This is a genomic window from Agrobacterium radiobacter, assembly GCF_040801995.1.
Taxonomy (GTDB): Bacteria; Pseudomonadota; Alphaproteobacteria; order Rhizobiales; family Rhizobiaceae; genus Agrobacterium; species Agrobacterium radiobacter.
The window spans coordinates 1,790,660-1,807,673 of the sequence record NZ_JBEGHX010000001.1; the positions used below are offsets into that span (position 1 = coordinate 1,790,660).

At 58.6% G+C, this 17,014-nt stretch carries 15 protein-coding genes and 1 tRNA gene; 7 read left to right on the top strand and 9 right to left on the bottom strand.

Annotated elements, in window-relative coordinates; all coding sequences use genetic code 11:
• The first annotated feature begins 58 nt into the window (after positions 1 to 58).
• Entirely contained in the window at positions 59 to 1,318 is a 1,260-nt protein-coding gene (locus tag MRBLRC7O_RS09010; RefSeq protein ID WP_162690290.1) for an AGE family epimerase/isomerase, read from the top strand.
• 133 nt (positions 1,319 to 1,451) lie between these two features.
• On the opposite strand, the gene MRBLRC7O_RS09015 is transcribed toward MRBLRC7O_RS09010, so the two are convergent.
• Positions 1,452 to 2,012: a dual specificity protein phosphatase family protein gene (locus MRBLRC7O_RS09015; protein ID WP_035212709.1), complete on the bottom strand. Its 561-nt coding sequence runs from the start codon at positions 2,010 to 2,012 to the stop codon at positions 1,452 to 1,454.
• Between the two features lie 210 nt (positions 2,013 to 2,222).
• Positions 2,223 to 2,675 carry a hypothetical protein gene (locus MRBLRC7O_RS09020; protein WP_080866314.1) on the bottom strand — a complete coding sequence of 151 codons (453 nt, stop codon included), beginning with the start codon at positions 2,673 to 2,675 and terminating at the stop codon, positions 2,223 to 2,225.
• A gap of 443 nt (positions 2,676 to 3,118) precedes the next feature.
• On the opposite strand from MRBLRC7O_RS09020, the gene MRBLRC7O_RS09025 reads away from it, so the two are divergent.
• Together MRBLRC7O_RS09025 and MRBLRC7O_RS09030 are read left to right on the top strand one after the other, a co-directional pair.
• Complete coding sequence (locus MRBLRC7O_RS09025; RefSeq protein WP_004430633.1) at positions 3,119 to 3,751, top strand: outer membrane protein; 633 nt, start codon at positions 3,119 to 3,121, stop codon at positions 3,749 to 3,751.
• Positions 3,752 to 3,963: 212 nt separating this feature from the next.
• Positions 3,964 to 4,335: a hypothetical protein gene (locus MRBLRC7O_RS09030; protein WP_004430631.1), complete on the top strand. Its 372-nt coding sequence runs from the start codon at positions 3,964 to 3,966 to the stop codon at positions 4,333 to 4,335.
• A 159-nt stretch (positions 4,336 to 4,494) separates the two neighbouring features.
• On the opposite strand, the gene MRBLRC7O_RS09035 is transcribed toward MRBLRC7O_RS09030, so the two are convergent.
• A tRNA-Ile gene (locus MRBLRC7O_RS09035) sits at positions 4,495 to 4,570 on the bottom strand.
• A gap of 177 nt (positions 4,571 to 4,747) precedes the next feature.
• On the opposite strand from MRBLRC7O_RS09035, the gene MRBLRC7O_RS09040 reads away from it, so the two are divergent.
• On the top strand, positions 4,748 to 5,491 hold the full coding sequence (locus MRBLRC7O_RS09040) for an SIMPL domain-containing protein (protein ID WP_004430464.1): 744 nt from the start codon (positions 4,748 to 4,750) through the stop codon (positions 5,489 to 5,491).
• A gap of 167 nt (positions 5,492 to 5,658) precedes the next feature.
• On the opposite strand, the gene MRBLRC7O_RS09045 is transcribed toward MRBLRC7O_RS09040, so the two are convergent.
• Together MRBLRC7O_RS09045 and MRBLRC7O_RS09050 are read right to left on the bottom strand one after the other, a co-directional pair.
• Positions 5,659 to 5,994, bottom strand: a complete 336-nt coding sequence (locus MRBLRC7O_RS09045; protein WP_004430463.1) for a hypothetical protein — start codon at positions 5,992 to 5,994, stop codon at positions 5,659 to 5,661.
• 152 nt (positions 5,995 to 6,146) lie between these two features.
• Positions 6,147 to 6,569 (bottom strand): secondary thiamine-phosphate synthase enzyme YjbQ, encoded by a 423-nt coding sequence (locus MRBLRC7O_RS09050; RefSeq protein ID WP_004430462.1) that lies wholly within the window; start codon positions 6,567 to 6,569, stop codon positions 6,147 to 6,149.
• Positions 6,570 to 6,822: 253 nt separating this feature from the next.
• On the opposite strand from MRBLRC7O_RS09050, the gene MRBLRC7O_RS09055 reads away from it, so the two are divergent.
• Positions 6,823 to 9,375 carry an HWE histidine kinase domain-containing protein gene (locus MRBLRC7O_RS09055; RefSeq protein WP_004430460.1) on the top strand — a complete coding sequence of 851 codons (2,553 nt, stop codon included), beginning with the start codon at positions 6,823 to 6,825 and terminating at the stop codon, positions 9,373 to 9,375.
• Positions 9,376 to 9,657: 282 nt separating this feature from the next.
• Here the strand turns inward: MRBLRC7O_RS09055 and MRBLRC7O_RS09060 are convergent, their stop codons facing one another.
• The 3 genes from MRBLRC7O_RS09060 to dnaG form a co-directional block, all read right to left on the bottom strand.
• On the bottom strand, positions 9,658 to 10,575 hold the full coding sequence (locus tag MRBLRC7O_RS09060) for a DUF930 domain-containing protein (RefSeq protein WP_060725258.1): 918 nt from the start codon (positions 10,573 to 10,575) through the stop codon (positions 9,658 to 9,660).
• Between the two features lie 195 nt (positions 10,576 to 10,770).
• Positions 10,771 to 12,825, bottom strand: coding sequence for an RNA polymerase sigma factor RpoD (gene rpoD, locus MRBLRC7O_RS09065; protein ID WP_003494761.1), 2,055 nt, complete (start codon positions 12,823 to 12,825; stop codon positions 10,771 to 10,773).
• 393 nt (positions 12,826 to 13,218) lie between these two features.
• On the bottom strand, positions 13,219 to 15,204 hold the full coding sequence (gene dnaG / locus MRBLRC7O_RS09070; RefSeq protein WP_112539518.1) for a DNA primase: 1,986 nt from the start codon (positions 15,202 to 15,204) through the stop codon (positions 13,219 to 13,221).
• Positions 15,205 to 15,425: 221 nt separating this feature from the next.
• Between dnaG and MRBLRC7O_RS09075 the strand changes: the two genes are divergently transcribed.
• Together MRBLRC7O_RS09075 and MRBLRC7O_RS09080 are read left to right on the top strand one after the other, a co-directional pair.
• Positions 15,426 to 15,683 (top strand): BrnT family toxin, encoded by a 258-nt coding sequence (locus MRBLRC7O_RS09075; RefSeq protein ID WP_004430452.1) that lies wholly within the window; start codon positions 15,426 to 15,428, stop codon positions 15,681 to 15,683.
• Entirely contained in the window at positions 15,646 to 15,975 is a 330-nt protein-coding gene (locus tag MRBLRC7O_RS09080; RefSeq protein ID WP_004430450.1) for a BrnA antitoxin family protein, read from the top strand. The genes MRBLRC7O_RS09075 and MRBLRC7O_RS09080 overlap by 38 nt, the downstream gene beginning before the upstream one ends.
• A gap of 285 nt (positions 15,976 to 16,260) precedes the next feature.
• On the opposite strand, the gene MRBLRC7O_RS09085 is transcribed toward MRBLRC7O_RS09080, so the two are convergent.
• Positions 16,261 to 16,713, bottom strand: a complete 453-nt coding sequence (locus MRBLRC7O_RS09085; protein WP_004430448.1) for a GatB/YqeY domain-containing protein — start codon at positions 16,711 to 16,713, stop codon at positions 16,261 to 16,263.
• Positions 16,714 to 17,014: the final 301 nt, after the last annotated feature.

Here is a 17,014-nt window from a genome sequence, read left to right on the forward strand (position 1 = left end):
ATATCGCTGACAGATGACAGGTTTATACGGCAAGGATATAAGCCGAAGCAGCAAACGCATGGAGGACGCAATGCCCGAAGACGATCACAACAGCCGCAACTGGAATACCCTGCCCTGGCACCGCCAGTGGCTGGTGAAACAGGCCGAGGGACTTTTCGACTTCTTCCAGTATCGCGCCCTCAATCCCGCCGGCGGTTTCTTCGATCTCGACGCCAAGGGCGCGCCGCTGCAGGCAAACGATCCCGTGCGCGGCATCCATGCCTCTGCGCGCATGGTGCATTGCTTCTCCATCGGCCACCTGCTCGGCCGGCCGGGCTGCGGCGATATCGTCGATCACGGCATGACCTATCTCTGGAACAAGCACCGCGATGGCGAACATGGCGGTTATTTCTGGCAGGTGAACGATGCCGGCCCAGTGGACGCCACCAAGCAGGGTTATGGCCATGCCTTCGTGCTTCTGGCCGCCTCTTCCGCCAAGACCGTCGGCCACCCGCTGGCCGACCCGATGTTGGCTGATATTACCGAAGTGCTGGAAAGTCGTTTCTGGGAAGAAAAACATGGCGCCATCGCCGAGGAATTCAATCGCGACTGGTCGCCCATCGACAATTATCGCGGCCAGAACTCCAATATGCACCTCACCGAAGCGCTGATGGCCGCCTATGAGGTGACCGGCGACAATAACTATCTCAGCAAGGCCGAACGCATCGCCGATCTCGTCATCCGTCGCCGCGCCGGCGAGCTGGATTTCCGCGTGCCCGAGCATTTCGACGACAACTGGACGCTGGACAAGGACTATCGCGGCAACGAAATGTTCCGCCCCTCCGGCTCCACCCCCGGCCACTGGCTGGAATGGGCGCGTCTCATCCTGCAATTGTGGATACTGGGCGAACGCCGCCACGACTGGATGCCGGTCGCGGCCAAATCCCTCTTCGTGCAGTCCATGGCGCTGGGCTGGGACCGGGAAAAGGGCGGCTTCTTTTATACGCTGGACTGGAATGACAATCCCGACAAGCGGGCAAAGCTCTGGTGGCCCATGTCCGAGGCGGCGGGTGCGGCCCATTTCCTCAACGAGAACCTGCCGGCGGATGGCTTCTACGAAGACAGCTATCGTCGCATCTGGAGCACCATCGCCAACAACTTCATCGACCATGCCAATGGCGGCTGGCATGAGGAACTGACGGAAGATCTGGTTCCCGCCCACACGCTATTCCCAGGCAAGGGCGATATCTACCATGCGCTCCAGGCCTGCCTCATCCCGCTTTTCCCGGCGACGGGCAGCCTGACGAAGGTGATCAAGGAAAGCGGCAGGGATTATTAAGGCGCTCTGCGGCCAATAGCCCCTCTGCCGTCATGCTCGGGCTTGCCCCGAGCATCTGCGGCCTATGTATCGGACGCAAAGTGGTTGGATCCTCGGCACAGGGCCGAGGATGACGTCGAGCATAAAGCAACCCTCAAAACCCGATGGTTTCCTCGAAATCATCCCATGACTGGTACATTTCATAACGCCCGATTCCGGGGATCGGCACATGCCCGTAATAGGGCGAAAGCTGAAACTCGGCTGCCGCCTCGCCCTTGCCGGCCACAGCAGCCACATAGATGGCGGAGGCAAGCCCGGTGCGGTTGGCGCCATGTTCACAGTGGATGAGAACAGGCTTTTCCGCATTGCGCAGCACGGCCGCCAGCGTTTCCGAATCCTCCACCGAGACCTTTTCGCTTGAACTCAGCGGATAATCGACAAGCCGGATGCCATTGTTTTTCGCCGCGCGGCTTTCGGCTTCATACCAGCCTTCACGCTTTTCATCGCGCAGGTTGATGATCGTCTTGATGCCATAGGCCTTGGCATAGGCCGCGATGTCCTTGCCGCTCGGCTGGGCCGAACGATAGAGTTCGCCGGGAATGACTTCATGGAAATTTCCGGTCAGCTGGCCGATGCCCATATGCGCACCCGCCAGAACCGGCAGGGCGACAAGGCCAATGGCCGTTATTTTCAGAAACTTCAAAACAATACGCAAAACATCAACCCGCGACATCAATCGAATGAAGGGGGAAGTGGCATCGCAAATGGACGAAAACAAGTCAGCGACCATCCCGACCCGTTCCGGCGCGGACGATGGAAGTTGACCTTTCCGCCCGAAGCAACTGTGATGCAAGGGTTTTACGACGGCCGCTCACCGGAGTGAAAATTCTCAAAATACCGTGATCGCCGGAAGCAGTCGAACCGTTCAGTCGAATTCTGCGGATATGACGGTAACGCGCCATTCCAGACGTTGCGGCTCTACCCTTTCATTGTTGCGCAGCCTGAAGGAACGGCAGGCCGCGAACGTCTCCCCGGCCTCGATCCGTCTTTCGCTCACCTGATAGGGATCGAAGGTGACCGAGGCGCGGAAGGCCGGTTCGAACCCTTCGAGCGTATAGGTCAGCCGCTGCACCGCGACATTGTTGTCGTTGCGGAAGCTGAGGCGGATTGGCAATGCCGCATCCGGGCAGGCCGCGTCGAAGCCGGCGGTCGCGACGATATGGTCAAGCCGCTGGTTGCCGCGTCGCCAGTCATAAATCACAAAGGCGGCGGTGGTCGTCCAGATCAGCAACAGGCAGATGACAACGGATTTGAGATGCCGCGGAAACGCAATGAGGGTGAGGAGAAGAATGGCGCTGAGAACGGCTCCGACAATCACGTCGTCCCTCCTCCGCTAAAATAAAGCCTCATGTGAACTCATCCTCCCATGCCCTTTCCGCCCGCAACGATCCTCCTCACCGGGAGGTCGCGACGGTGTACTCTCAGCCGCAGCTTATGCCGCTTCTGGCGCAGCGCAAAGCACCGGCCCCGCCGTAGTCAACCACAACTCTATGGTCGCGTCCCCCGCTGTCAAGACAACCAAGCGTGACACCCGCCCAACACTTTTCCGAACCTTTGACGAAACACCAAAGGGAACCAAACGCGGCTGAAGGCGTTCGCAGCATCAGAACAGCATGGCGGGGCGATAAAACGCCGCGAACCGGGGCAAGACGGCAGCAAGGCCGGGAGGACATGAGCGCCTCTTGGAACCGCCGAACCCCGCCCCATATTAAAAGCAGCTAATCTATGCTATGGATGTCAGTCAGCTCAGGGAGAAAAACGATGAAAACGCTGATCGTAACGTCACTCCTGGCCCTGTCGGCCAGCACCGCAATGGCCGCGGATGCCGTCTACGAAACGCCCGCACCTCCGGTCGCGCAGGAAACCCTGCCGGTCTTCACCTGGTCTGGCCCCTATCTTGGTATTCAAGGCGGCGCGGGCTGGGCAAATGGCGATTTTTCGGCCGGCGGCCCGGTCGCCTCGGATAATTTCGATGGCGGCATTCTCGGCGCCTTCGTTGGTTACAATTACCAGTTCGACAATAATCTGGTGCTCGGCATCGAAGGTGATGTCGATTATAACTGGAACGACAATGACTATGCCGGCGTGCAGATCGGTACCGACTGGCAGGGTTCCGTTCGCGGCCGCGTCGGCTATGCCTTCGACCACGCCCTGCTCTATGCCACCGCTGGCTGGACCGCGACACGCGGCTTCATCGAAACGCCCGGAGCCGGCAAGGACAGCACCACGTTCAACGGCTATACCGTCGGCGCGGGTCTGGACTATGCCTTCACCGACAACGTGTTCGGCAGGCTGGAATATCGATACAACGACTATAGCGACAAGGACATCTTCGGTATCAACACCGATGTCGACCAGCACACTGTGAAAGTGGGTCTCGGCGTGAAGTTCTGATCGCGACCGAAGGATTTCGACAAGAAGCCCGGCCGTCCGCCGGGCTTTTTTATTGCGGAAAGCGTGCATCTTCCGCGATCCCTGCAGTCTGAAATCAGGAAAATATGAACCGCTTGAAAATGAAATATTCACAGGCCGTTCACCCGTCCCGTGCCATCATCCGGGCATAATGAGCCTCTATCTCCCGAAGCAGGCTTATGGAGTAGCGCCCGATGAAAAAGATAATTCTTTCCACTATTGCCGCGCTGGTCGCCACCGGCAGCATTTTTGCATCCTATGGCACCGCTGCCGCGCAGGACTATCCCTATCGCCCGCGCTACGACCGGGGTTATGACCGTGGCGGGCCACCCCCACCGCCCTACCGCGAACATCGCCGCCACAATGATGGCGCAGCGATTGCCGGCGGCCTCGCCGCAGGCGTCATCGGCGGCCTGATCGGCGGCGCCATCGCCAACGGCAACGGCGGCCCCCGCTACTACGAACCGCCACCGCCGCCCCCGCCGCGCTGCTGGTTCGAAGACCGCCGCGTTCCCAATTCCTATGACGGCGGCTGGCATACGGAGAGTATGCGGGTTTGTAACTGACCCGATAGCCGAAAATTTAATCTTGATGATCCGATCAGCCTAACCGGCTGGTCGGATTTTTTGTTGGATGGAACAAAAAATCCAGAAGAGGGCAATGATCGATGGAAATAGGGATCCGCTGCCTGGAATCTCGCTATTTTGTCTAAAATATGAGAAAAATGGTGGGCCCGGAGAGACTCGAACTCCCAACCAAGCGGTTATGAGCCGCCGGCTCTAACCATTGAGCTACAGGCCCTTTCGGAAAACCGATCCGAAACACCGGCTTCGCAATGGTTCGAATCCGGTGGTCACGCTCTAACGTAATTTTTTGAGCCCGACAAGCCATTGATGCTTTCCCAAAACAGCGCCGCCGTATTAGCTACACAATCTAAGGCAATACCCTTCAAAGGGACTCAATCAACGAGGAAACACCATGAAGACAAAAACGGCCCGCCTTTTCGCACTCACCGCAATGACCGCAGCTGCCATGATGCCGCTTGCCGCCCAGGTGTCTGCGCAGGAGGCTTCCCCGCGCGAAGCCACCATCAGTGTTTCCGGTGAAGGCCAGGCGGCCATTGCCCCTGATATGGCGATCCTGTCCTTCAGCGTCGTCAAGCAGGCGGAGACCGCGGCTGCGGCTCTTACCGAAAATTCCAAGGCGCTCGCCGACGTTCTGAAAGCGCTGAAAGAGGCCGCCATTGAAGACCGCGACCTGCAGACCAGCAATTTCTCCGTGCAGCCGCTCTACAAGCACTATGAACCCAAGGACGGCGTCTATGTTGCGCCCGAGATCACCGGCTATCAGGTATCCAACGGCCTGACCGTGCGGGTGCGCGACCTCAAGAAGCTCGGCACGATCCTCGATACCTCCGTCAAGCTCGGCATCAACCAGGGCGGCGACATCACCTTCACCAATGACAAGCCCGAAGCGACGGTGACCGAGGCCCGCAAGCAGGCCGTCGCCGATGCGCTGGCCAAGGCGAAGACGCTGACGGAAGCGGCGGGCGTGAAGCTTGGCCGTGTCATTCAGATCAGCGAAAACTCGCAGCGCCCGATGCCGGTACCGGCGGGCGTGATGCGTGCTTCGATGATGAAGGAAGCCGACAGCGTGCCGATCGCGTCGGGTGAGAACAGCTACAGCGTGGTGGTCAACGTCACCTTCGCTCTCGAGCAGTAAGATCGGCGGCGGGCGGCACTCCTGTGCCGCTCTTCCCCATCCTGAATTCAGCCATTGGCATGATGCAAAACGAAATGCCCCTCGCCTGCCTTTCCGGACAAGCGAGGGGCATTTTTTAATCGTTCTGCCCGACGGGGATATCAGCAGATCGATAAGACTGGCCGCTGTTAGCGCCGGATCACCGGGCAACCGCGCTCATTGGCGAAAACGATGCGATCACGGCCGCGACGGTCAAAGCCTGCCACCACGACACGGCGCGGCGATACATCAACCACGCGGGCACGGCGAAGACCCATGCGGCTTGCCTTTTCTTCCGCAAGCGAAACCGAGCAGCCGCGGCGCGGGCGGTCCGGACGGCCCCAGCCGGGACGATGACCATAGCCGTCCTGAACCTGAACTCTGAACTGGACATCCGAGCCTGCGGAAGCCGCTGGCGCCGTAAAGGAAATTCCACCGAGGGCTATGAGGGTAGCCAGGCCGGCTTTTGCAAAGGTGCTGAACATGAACTTCACTCCGTTTGTTTCTTTGCCGACAGGGGAACATCCCCCGGCGATTGACGAGACCCTAGACCCGCCCGTCTGAATATCAGCAGAACCGAATGTTCAGCAGGCGTTCAGAGAGGTTAACGCGCAATACATCAATCCGGATCCAGACATCACGGCGAGATATGCAGCACGATTTCCCGCCGATGCGGCTGGTCGCGATGTTCGAAAAGATAAAGGCCCTGCCAGGTGCCGAGCACAAGCCTGCCGTCGCTGATCGGCACACCGATGGAAACCGTGGTCAGCGCCGATTTGATATGGGCGGGCATATCGTCGGAGCCTTCAAGGGTGTGGATGATCCAGCGCATGGAAGGATCATCGGAAGGCGGCACGAGCCGGGAGAAAAACACCGTGAGATCACGCCGCACATCGGGATCGGCATTTTCCTGAATGAGCAGCGAGCAGGATGTGTGCCTGACGAAGATTGTCAGCAGGCCTTCCTCCACCCCGGCATGATTGACGAATGCCCTGGCCTCGGATGTGAACTCGTAAAGGCCCTGTCCATGGGTGGGGACGATCATCTTCTTCTGCGGCACAATTTTTCCTTCAAATAATTTGGAACAAAATCGACGCTGCCAACGTTGCAACATGTCAAATTGTATCCGATGACACCACGGATACGACAATCGCATGACGGCGGCTCATAAAAGCACAACGGAAAACCGGCGTCACAGTTGCAAAAATCGGGGAAGGGTTGGCACTATCAGAATGGACTATTCAGGCTTTCCCATCTCACGACAACCAGATTATCTTCGGCACAGACAGACACAGGGTGCGAAAGACTGATTCATGGCACCCAGTGACTATCAAGTCGACCTGACCAATTGCGACCGCGAACCCATCCACATCCCAGGCTATATTCAACCGCATGGCTGTCTCATCGCCTGCGATAACGCCATGCGCATGGTGGTGCGGCATTCCGAAAACTGCCGCGAACTGCTGGGCATTGACGGCGATATCAATGGCAAAACCGCCGAGGACGTGCTCGGTAAAAAACTCGTCCACGATCTTCGCAATGCGCTGACCGTCACCGGCAGAACCACGCGTCCCGCCATGCTGCCGGCCATGGAAATGAGCGACGGCCGCAGCTTCGATATTTCGCTTCACCGCTACAAGTCCACAACGATCATCGAATTCGAACCCTCCGGCAGCGAAACGCAGCCGCTCGGCACGGCGCGCAAGATGGTGGACCGCATCCGCGAGGCGGACAGCCTCGAAAGCCTGATTTCCAGAACGACGCGGCTGGTAAAGGCGACGCTCGGTTACGACCGGGTGATGATCTACCGTTTCGAGGAAGATGGCGCCGGCAAGGTCGTGTCGGAGGCGAAGCAGCCGGAACTGGAAAGCTTTCTCGGGCAATATTTCCCCGCCAGCGACATCCCGCAGCAGGCCCGTGCGCTCTATCTCAAGAACACGCTTCGCATTATCTCCGATGCCAGCGGCGCCCGCGTTCCCGTCCTGCCGGCCGTCGATGCATCCGGCGAGCCGCTCGATCTGTCCTTCGCGCATCTGCGCAGCGTCTCGCCCATCCATTGCGAATATCTCCGCAACATGGGTGTCGGCGCTTCCATGTCCATTTCGGTGATTGTCGACGGGGCTCTGTGGGGCCTCATCGCCTGTCATCACTATTCCCCGCGCGTGCTGACCATGCCGGTCCGGATCGCCGCGGAAATGTTCGGGGAATTTTTCTCCATGCATCTGCAGGTCCTGAAACAGAAGCGCAGGCTCGATACCGTCAACCACGCCCATGCCGCGCTCGACCGTTTCCTGCGGCTTGCCGCGCATCACGCCAATATTGAAGAACTGCTGATCGACAGTTTCCAGGATTTTGCCGATCTGATGCCGTGTGACGGCGTTGGCCTGTGGGTGGGAAACAACTGGCACTGCCATGGCGCAACGCCGCCGCATGACGCCATTCCAAGGCTGGCGCGTTTCGTCGCCTCGGCTTCCGAAGGCAAGGTCTGGGCGACCCATGCGCTGTCACAGGCCATACCGGAAGCGGAAATCTACGCCGGCACCGCGGCCGGAATGCTCGCCATTCCGCTCTCGCAGGTAAAGAACGACTATCTCCTGTTTTTCCGCAAGGAGATCGTGCAGAACCTGAACTGGGCCGGCAATCCGGAAAAATCCTATGAGACCGGCCCGATGGGGGATCGTCTCACGCCGCGCAAAAGCTTTGCGATCTGGAAAGAGACGGTGCGTCTGCAGGCGCAGCCCTGGTCGGAAGCCGACCGGGAAATCGCCGAAGCCGCCAGAATTGCGCTGGTCGAGGTCGCATTCCATCACAGCGAGCTGATGGCGGGCGAAAGGGAACGCGCCGAAGTGCGCCAGCGCATGCTGAACGAGGAACTCAACCACCGCGTCAAGAATGTTCTGGCCATCATCAAATCGCTGGTCGGCAATCCCTCGCAGGAGGGCAAGACCCTGCAGGAATATGTCACCGCGCTGAAGGGCCGCATTCAGGCTCTGTCCTTTGCTCATGACCAGATCATACGCGGTGAAGGCGGCGGCGCGCTTCGCGATCTTCTGGACGCCGAATTGTCGCCCCATCGCTCGCCGGAAACGACGGTGAAACTTGAGGGGCCTCAGGTCACGCTCGATTCACGCGCCTTCTCGGTGATGGCGCTGGTTCTGCATGAACTGGCGACGAATGCCGCCAAATACGGCGCGCTTTCGCAAAATGGCGGGCAATTGCATGTGCGCTGGCAGATCAGCGAAAACCGCGATTGCGAGATTGGGTGGCGCGAAATCCTGCCCACCAAACTGCCCACCCCGTCGCGCGCCGGTTTCGGCACGGCGCTCATCAGCCGCAGCATCCCCTACGATCTCGGCGGGCGCAGCACAATGCGTTATTTGCCTGATGGGCTGGAGGCGGAAATTTTCCTGCCCGCCCGTCACGTCTCATCGGCGACGGTCGCATCCAGCGCGCAAACCGAGGATGAAACCGCACCACAGCCCAGACGCTATAACCGGGAGGAGCCGTTGAAAGTATTACTCGTTGAAGATCAGATGCTGATCGCCATGGATGTCGAGAACATGCTGGAGGATAACGGCATCAAGACCATCGAAACGGCGACCTCGTCGGCAATGGCACTTGAAAAACTGAAGAGCTACGTGCCTGACGTGGCCATTCTCGACATCAATCTCGGCTCAGACACCTCGATCCCGGTCGCGAGAGAACTTCACCGCCGCGGCGTCCCGTTCCTCTTCGCCACCGGCTATGCGGATGGCAGCATGGTGCCGGATGAATTCGGCAATGTGCCGGTTATCCGCAAGCCCTATGATGAGGATGCGCTGATGGCGGGCATTGGGCTACTGGTGGGTGATACGGAGCGGGTGTGAGGTAGCTCTCTAAGCACGCACCCCTTGCAGCCACATGGAGTACGACACGATGCTTCCCGGCTGGTGTATAGGGAGGCCGTTTTGCAGCGCACTTCCCTCCCTCATCTCTGTGCTTGTCACAGAGATCCAGCCAGCCCAAGTCCTTGGGCTGAAAGGACGTTCTTCGCCGCGCGGACGCGCGCCGGCTGGATTCCTGTGACAAGCACAGGAATGAGGGAGAAGGGATGGAATCGACGAATGGAACCTTTGTTTCACTTACCCTCGCGAGGGACAAATGGTCTGCTACCGCCCCGTGAAACCTCGTTTCTTTGCTTCAGCCGCCGTAATGACATCACCTATTTTAAATCTGAAGGCCGTCACCGCGTAATTCTCGACATCCACCTCACATTGAAACGTGACATCGCGCCAGACGTCGCCGACGTTGAATGCACCTCCGGTAGCGTCAAGTAGATTGCCGGATATGCGTCCACCGGTGTCGGAAAAGCCGTACATGCCTCGGGTGGCCGTATAAACCTCTCTTATTTGGGCCAATGCTTCCGCCTGACAAAGTTGCACGATGCGACGACGGGGCGGTAGATCGCCAAAAATCTGCCGTCGCTGCGCTGGAGTTAACACAGCAGACGACAATAAGCTTTTGGCCGCCGGAAGTTTCGCGGGCTTCTCTTCCGCCACCTCCGCAGGCTTTTCCTCAACCGGCTTTGCCTGCGGCACTGGCGGCTGATCCGGCTGCGATTCTTCCTTGATAGGTGAAACCGCGATTTCCCCCTGCGCGGCGGAAGCCTGAAGATCGCGGTTGGCGGCGGGCGGCGCGGGCTTTTCCTCGGCCGCCTTTTCAGGCTGGCTTGCGGGCTCCTCGGAAGGCTCGGTCTTTTCCGCTTCTTCCGCCTTTCCCGGCTTGTCCTCGCGATCCGCCTGCATTTCCTCAGGCCTCATGGCGATGGCCGGCAACGTCGCCTGCGGCTGCGGCAAAGGTTTTGCCTCTTCCGCCGGTGGGGCCGGCGGTGGTGGCGGAGGTTGCGGCTTTTCCTCTTTCGCCTTCTCTTCACCCGGTGGCGGCGCCTCTTCCGCCTTTTTCTCCTCGGGCGGCGGCACCAGATCGACGCTGATGCTCTCCGGCTCCTGCGGTTCGACTATCCGCTCGGGCAGTTCGAAAAGGAAGATCGCAACGACGGCAAGATGCAGGAGAACGGAGACGGGCACAGCCCATCCCTTCCACCGCCATCTGCCTGCCGAAACCTGTTGCATCTCATCGAACCAAATCGAACCGGAGCATTTCCAATAAAAGCGGAATGCCTGTTTTCACACATAAGGCTTGTCGCAGAGTTCGCCAGTGCGGGAAACAAAAAACCCGGCCAGAGGTGACTGACCGGGTTCAATTTTAAAGGAAGCAAAAGCTTAGCTGTCGAGGAAGCTGCGGAGCTTTCTGGAGCGGCTCGGATGCTTCAGCTTGCGCAGCGCCTTCGCTTCGATCTGACGGATACGTTCGCGGGTAACCGAGAACTGCTGGCCGACTTCTTCCAGCGTATGGTCGGTGTTCATGCCAATGCCGAAGCGCATGCGCAGAACACGTTCTTCACGCGGCGTCAGCGAGGCCAATACGCGGGTCGTCGTTTCGCGCAGGTTCGCCTGAATGGCGGCGTCGATCGGCAGCAGCGCATTCTTGTCCTCGATGAAGTCACCGAGATGCGAATCCTCTTCGTCACCCACGGGGGTTTCGAGCGAAATCGGCTCCTTGGCGATCTTCAGAACCTTGCGCACCTTCTCAAGCGGCATGGCAAGCTTCTCGGCCAGTTCTTCCGGGGTCGGCTCGCGGCCGATCTCGTGCAGCATCTGGCGCGAGGTACGAACGATCTTGTTGATCGTCTCGATCATGTGCACCGGAATACGGATCGTGCGCGCCTGGTCGGCGATCGAGCGGGTGATCGCCTGCCTGATCCACCATGTCGCATAGGTCGAGAACTTGTAACCGCGGCGATATTCGAATTTGTCGACCGCCTTCATCAGGCCGATATTGCCTTCCTGAATGAGATCGAGGAACTGAAGACCACGGTTAGTGTATTTCTTCGCAATCGAGATCACGAGACGCAGGTTGGCCTCGACCATCTCCTTCTTGGCGATACGCGCTTCGCGCTCACCCTTCTGCACCATCGAAACGATGCGGCGGAATTCGGCGATGGAAATGCCGGTTTCCGTGGAGAGGTTCTGGATTTCCTGGCGGATTTCCCGGATCGTGTTGCTTTCCTCGCGCGCAAATTCCTTCCAGCCGCGGGCGGCCAGATTGGCGATCGACTTCATCCAGTTCGGATCAAGTTCCGCACCGTGATACTGCTCGAGGAAGCTGTCGCGCTTGACGCCGTAGGATTCGGCAAGGCGCAGCAGACGGCCTTCGTTCTGCATCAGGCGCTTGGAAATGTCGTAGAGCTGCTCGACAAGGCTGTCGATACGGTTCTGGTTCAGCGACAGCGACTTGACGGCCGTGATCAGCTGATCCTTCAGTTCCTTGTAACGACGCTCCTGGCCGGAAGACAGCGTCCCGGTGCAGGCAAGACGCGCCTCGACCTGCTGGTCCTGAAGCTTGCGCAGCTTCTTGTAGGTGTCAGCGATAGTGTCGAGCGTTTCCATGACCTGCGGACGCAGTTCGGCTTCCATCGCGGCAAGCGAAAGATTGGACTCGTCGTCGTCCTCTTCTTCCTCTTCCGGCGGAAGGCCATCGCCACCCACATCAGTCACATCCTCGTCACCGGTCGGCGCACGCAGCTTGCGGGTCTTTTCCTTCTCTTCGGCGGCCTTGCGGTCAGCCTCGATCTTTTCCGGGCTCTGGAACTGGGGAGCCGCCTTGGCTTCCGGACCGGAATAGGTCGTTTCGAGATCGATGATCTCGCGCAGAAGCGTAGTGCCTTCGTTGAGTTCGTCGCGCCAGATGATCAGCGCCTGGAACGTCAGCGGGCTTTCGCACAGGCCCGAAATCATCGTTTCGCGGCCGGCCTCGATGCGCTTGGCGATGGCGATTTCGCCTTCGCGCGACAGAAGCTCGACGGAACCCATTTCGCGCAGATACATGCGCACGGGGTCATCGGTGCGGTCGGTCGGTTCTTTCTTCTTTGCGGTCGCAAGCGCGGTTCCGCCGGAGGGGGCGAGTTCGCCACCTTCGGACTCTTCGCCGTCGGAATCGCTGTCGTCGTCGCTTGCGGTTGCTTCCTCGGCATCCTCGTCCTCGATGACATTGATGCCCATGTCGGACAGCATCGCCATCGTGTCTTCGATCTGCTCGGAAGTCACCTCTTCGGACGGCAGGACGGAATTCAGCTCGTCCATCGTCACATAGCCGCGCTTCTTGGCGGCCTTGATCATTTTCTTGACCGCGTCATCCGAAAGGTCGAGAAGCGGGCCGTCCGTCGCACCGTCGCGTTCGTTTTCTGCTTCTTCGTTTTCTTTGACTTTGGTTGCCATCTATCTCGTCGCTTTCCCTGACGCTAACACCTGTTCCGCCGCATCGCCGTCCGCCCCTTGAGCATCCAGCGGTTTGCCGCGAATCACTGTCAGACACCTAACGGAGTGATCTTTAATTGCCGATTAACCACGGCAGCCTCAGGCAGAATGCAAAGACAGTGCACCCGGAAATGCTTGCTCATGCAATTTCTATCCGCCAAGGCTCATTCCACCTTACTTTTCCTGAAATGGTGATTCCCGCTATTTCCCGCCCCGTCAAGCCTTTGCGGGCGAGACAGACACGGAAATTCTTAAAAAGAGCCGCATTTTGCGGGTTATCACCAAACTATCCCCTATTTAGGACGCTTGCCGCAAAAGGCAACCCCAAACACCTTTCAATTCTGCCGACCATCATCAGCCATGGCCAACAGCCGGCCCCTTCACCCGGCCGGACATGACCCCGAAACCATCGATGATCGCTTCCTGGTTTTCCATGCGGCCGATTTCCAGCTGGACCTCGGCAATCGCCCGCACCAGAAGCGTGCCACGCTCATCATCGGTCGCCTCGGCGATTTCCCGCTCCAGCTCCCGTTTCTGCCAGAGCAGGGATTTGGTTCTCTTGTGCAGTGAAAGAGCCTGCACATAGCCTTCGCGCGCATCCTCCATCGCCGCCTGTTCGGTCGCCGTCCACAGGCGGGCATTACGCACCTGCTGATCCATGGTTTTCAAAAGCGGCTCGAAACCCTGCTGCGACAACCGGTCGATCAGCCCTGCCCGCGATATATCCGCCGCACTCTCGGCCGCGTAGGTCAACACCGTCGACCACAGCCGCTGCAGATCGCGGTTCTCGTAATCGATAGCAGCGATCTCGTCATATTCCTCCAGCAGCAGCTCGGGGTGATTGACGATGGTGATGGCGAGAACGCTTTCCCTGAGAGACGGCTTGGTCTGATGCCCCCTGACAAGACCGGATTGCGTCAGCCGGTCGGAAATGCTGCTGGCCGGTGCGGCCATCGCCCCGCCCCGCCCCGGCGCATTGCGCTGGAAACCGCGACCAGTGCCCTGACCGCCTTCGCGGCGGAAATTCCCGCCCTGCGAGCCACCAGACTGAAAACGGGGCTGGAAAAAGCCATTCAGCCTGTCGCGCATATCCTGCTGGTAAAAGCGGCGCACCGTCTCGTCGGCAATCACGGCAACGATCTGGCGCAGACGGCTTTCAAGCTGCGCCCGTTTTTCAGGCGTATCGAACGTGACGCCCGAGGTCTCCCGGCTCCAGATCATCGCGGCAAGCGGCTTGGCTTCCGAAAGCACCCGGTCGAACGGCGCGCGCCCCTCCAGCCGCACGAGATCGTCCGGATCCTTGCCATCGGGCAGCAGCGCAAAGCTGACCGACCGATCCGGCTTGATATGCGGCAAGGCGAGATCGGCTGCACGGTTGGCGGCGCGAATGCCGGCGCCATCGCCATCGAAGCAGAGAACAGGCTGCGGCGACATCTTCCAGAGGAGATCGAGCTGGCTTTCCGTCAGCGCCGTGCCGAGCGGCGCGACGGCATTTTCGACACCCGCCTGATAAAGCGCGATGACGTCCATATAACCTTCGACGGCAATGACAGAACCGCCTGCCGCCTGCGACGCACGCCGGGCGCGGGCAAAATTGTAGAGGACATTGCCCTTGTGAAAGAGCTCGGTCTCGTTGGAGTTCAGATATTTCGCCACCGCATCCGAAGCCATGGCGCGACCGCCGAAAGCGATCACCTTTTCCCGCGAGGACAGGATCGGGAACATGATGCGGTCGCGAAACCGGTCATAGGAGACCGGTACGTTTTCATGCACCACCAGTCCGCAGGCTTCCATCTGTTCCTTCGACACGCCCTTGCTTGCCAGGTGCTCCTTCAGCGCATTACGGCTATCAGGCGCATAACCCAGCCGGAACGTCTCGATGGTGCGCCCGGTCAACCCTCGATCGCGCAGGTAAGCCCGCGCCCGCGCGCCAAGCGCGGTCTGCAACTGGTCCTGAAAGAACAGCGTCGCCATTTCCATGACGTCCTGCAGCGAGGTCCGCTCGCGCTCGCGCTTTTCCGCCTGCGGATCGGGCTGCGGCATGGAAATGCCGGCCATATCGGCGATCTGCTGCACGGCCTCCGGAAAACTCAGCCCCTCAAGCTCCGTCAGAAAACGGAAATGGTCGCCCGAAACACCACAGCCAAAGCAATGGTAGCGGCCCTTACGGTCCTCGCAGTGAAAGCTCGGGCTTTTCTCGCCATGGAACGGGCAGCAGGCCCAATAATCCCCACGCGACGTGTTGGTCTTCTTCTTGTCCCAGGACACACGTCGGCCGATCACATCGGAGATGTGCACGCGGTCGCGTATCTCATCGAGGAAAGGATTGGAAAAGCGCATGGGTTACCTGTTCGAGGCCAGTCTTTCATATAAGCGCATAAGAGCGGCAATACAAAATGGAGAGATAAACAATACCCACTATTCACAGGCGGCATTGACATTGGTGTATATACAGAAGAATATACGAGTGTATATACATACTCGGTGCATGAGTGCCTATGAACTGACATCAGTTGTAGGCAGCGCATGGAAATCGTGATGAAGGATTTCATCTCCTTTGAATGGATGAAAACAAGCGGTTGATCAATATCGAGAAACACGGGATCGACTTTCTGAGAGCGGCAAAAGTTCTGTCGATGCCCCATCTGGAAAAGAGATCTGACCAAAACGGAGAGAGCCGGGTTCTGGCCATATGTCCGGAAACGGACACATTGATCGCAATTGTGTATACGATGCGTGGAGACGTGTGCCGGATCATATCGGCAAGAGCGGCGAGACAAAATGAGCGAAGAACCTACCGTCAGCTATTCCCTGGATGAAATCCAAAAGAAGATCGCCAAGGGCGACGACCGAACGGACTGGAAACGCGTCGATGCCCTGACCGACGAGGATATTGACCGCGCCACGCGCGACGATCCCGACTGGGCCGGCTTTGAGGATATCGACTGGTCGAAGGCCGAAGTGGTTTTCCCTACTCCCAAACAGTCAATTTCCATTCGCGTCGATCAGGATGTCGTGGATTTCTTCAAGGCCACCGGGAAAGGTTATCAGACCCGCATGAATGCCGTCCTGCGCCACTATGTGCATGAGCAGAAAAAGCGGCAGGGCTAAGCGTGGCAACGTCCTTTGCGCCTGCTTCGGGCAAATTTGTGGCGCCGCAACCTCACCAAAAATTATGTTTTTGTAATTTGAGTGCCACGCAGCCGCGATGTAAAAACATACTTACAGACAGAGCGATGAATTTTCGCAGAAATCTGCCGACGCCCGCAGGCACGTCCCCCGAAAAAACGCCTGCGCTTGAGAGCATTCTGATCCGCCGGAATGCGTTTTCGTCGACAGAAAAAAGGCAGGGCAGCCCACATCTGCCCTGCCTTTACTTTTTCGGAGCACCGAAAATTACTTCAGCAAATCCTTGACGACACCGGAGGCTTTCGCGAAGTCGATCTGGCCCGGATAACGCTCTTTCAGCGCATTCATGCACTTGCCCATGTCGCGCAGACCGGAAGCGCCGGTCTCCGTGATGACGGCCTGGCAGAGTTCGCGCACCTTCTCGGCCGGGATTTCTTCCGGCATGAATTCCTTGATGATGACGATTTCCTCGCGCTCCTGAGCGGCAAGCTCGGGACGGCCGGCACCTTCGTAGATGGTGGCGGATTCTTCCCGCTGCTTTACCATCTTGGTCAGGATCTGCATGATATCTTCATCGCTGACGGGGTCCTTGCCCACGCCGCGATTGGCGATATCGCGATCCTTGATGGCCGTCTGGATGAGACGCACGGTCGATGTACGTCGGGCGTCACGAGCCTTCAGCGCATCTTTCAAAGTATTAGCGAACACGTCGCGCAGCATTTTTCTTCTCCTTGGGAAAGCCCGTTCCGCAGCTTCCTGACCGGCAAACTTTCCGCCTTATTTTTCGCAACGACATAAACGAGCAAACACGCTCAAGCAAATCAATTGCATAAGCCATTGAATCTACGACAGCTTAAATCCGCGTAAATCTTAGACCTGCGGTTGACCGCTTGGGCTGCTTTCGTTATTTTCCGGCACCTGCACGAGATTTTAACGAAGGGTCGGAACGCGAGCTTTATCGCGCGCCCCTTTATGTCACGAAGCCTGCGACAAAAATGGCCCCTTACCCCCTGCCTTTCAA

Bases quoted from the DNA above. Each gene is read 5' to 3' on its own strand.
- MRBLRC7O_RS09025 (WP_004430633.1), top strand. From the start codon at position 3,119: ATGAAAACGCTGATCGTAACGTCACTCCTGGCCCTGTCGGCCAGCACC.
- MRBLRC7O_RS09030 (WP_004430631.1), top strand. From the start codon at position 3,964: ATGAAAAAGATAATTCTTTCCACTATTGCCGCGCTGGTCGCCACCGGC.
- dnaG (WP_112539518.1), bottom strand. From the start codon at position 15,204: ATGCGCTTTTCCAATCCTTTCCTCGATGAGATACGCGACCGCGTGCAC.
- MRBLRC7O_RS09055 (WP_004430460.1), top strand. From the start codon at position 6,823: ATGGCACCCAGTGACTATCAAGTCGACCTGACCAATTGCGACCGCGAA.
- MRBLRC7O_RS09080 (WP_004430450.1), top strand. From the start codon at position 15,646: ATGAGCGAAGAACCTACCGTCAGCTATTCCCTGGATGAAATCCAAAAG.
- MRBLRC7O_RS09045 (WP_004430463.1), bottom strand. From the start codon at position 5,994: ATGTTCAGCACCTTTGCAAAAGCCGGCCTGGCTACCCTCATAGCCCTC.
- MRBLRC7O_RS09040 (WP_004430464.1), top strand. From the start codon at position 4,748: ATGAAGACAAAAACGGCCCGCCTTTTCGCACTCACCGCAATGACCGCA.
- MRBLRC7O_RS09075 (WP_004430452.1), top strand. From the start codon at position 15,426: ATGGATGAAAACAAGCGGTTGATCAATATCGAGAAACACGGGATCGAC.
- rpoD (WP_003494761.1), bottom strand. From the start codon at position 12,825: ATGGCAACCAAAGTCAAAGAAAACGAAGAAGCAGAAAACGAACGCGAC.
- MRBLRC7O_RS09010 (WP_162690290.1), top strand. From the start codon at position 59: ATGGAGGACGCAATGCCCGAAGACGATCACAACAGCCGCAACTGGAAT.
- MRBLRC7O_RS09085 (WP_004430448.1), bottom strand. From the start codon at position 16,713: ATGCTGCGCGACGTGTTCGCTAATACTTTGAAAGATGCGCTGAAGGCT.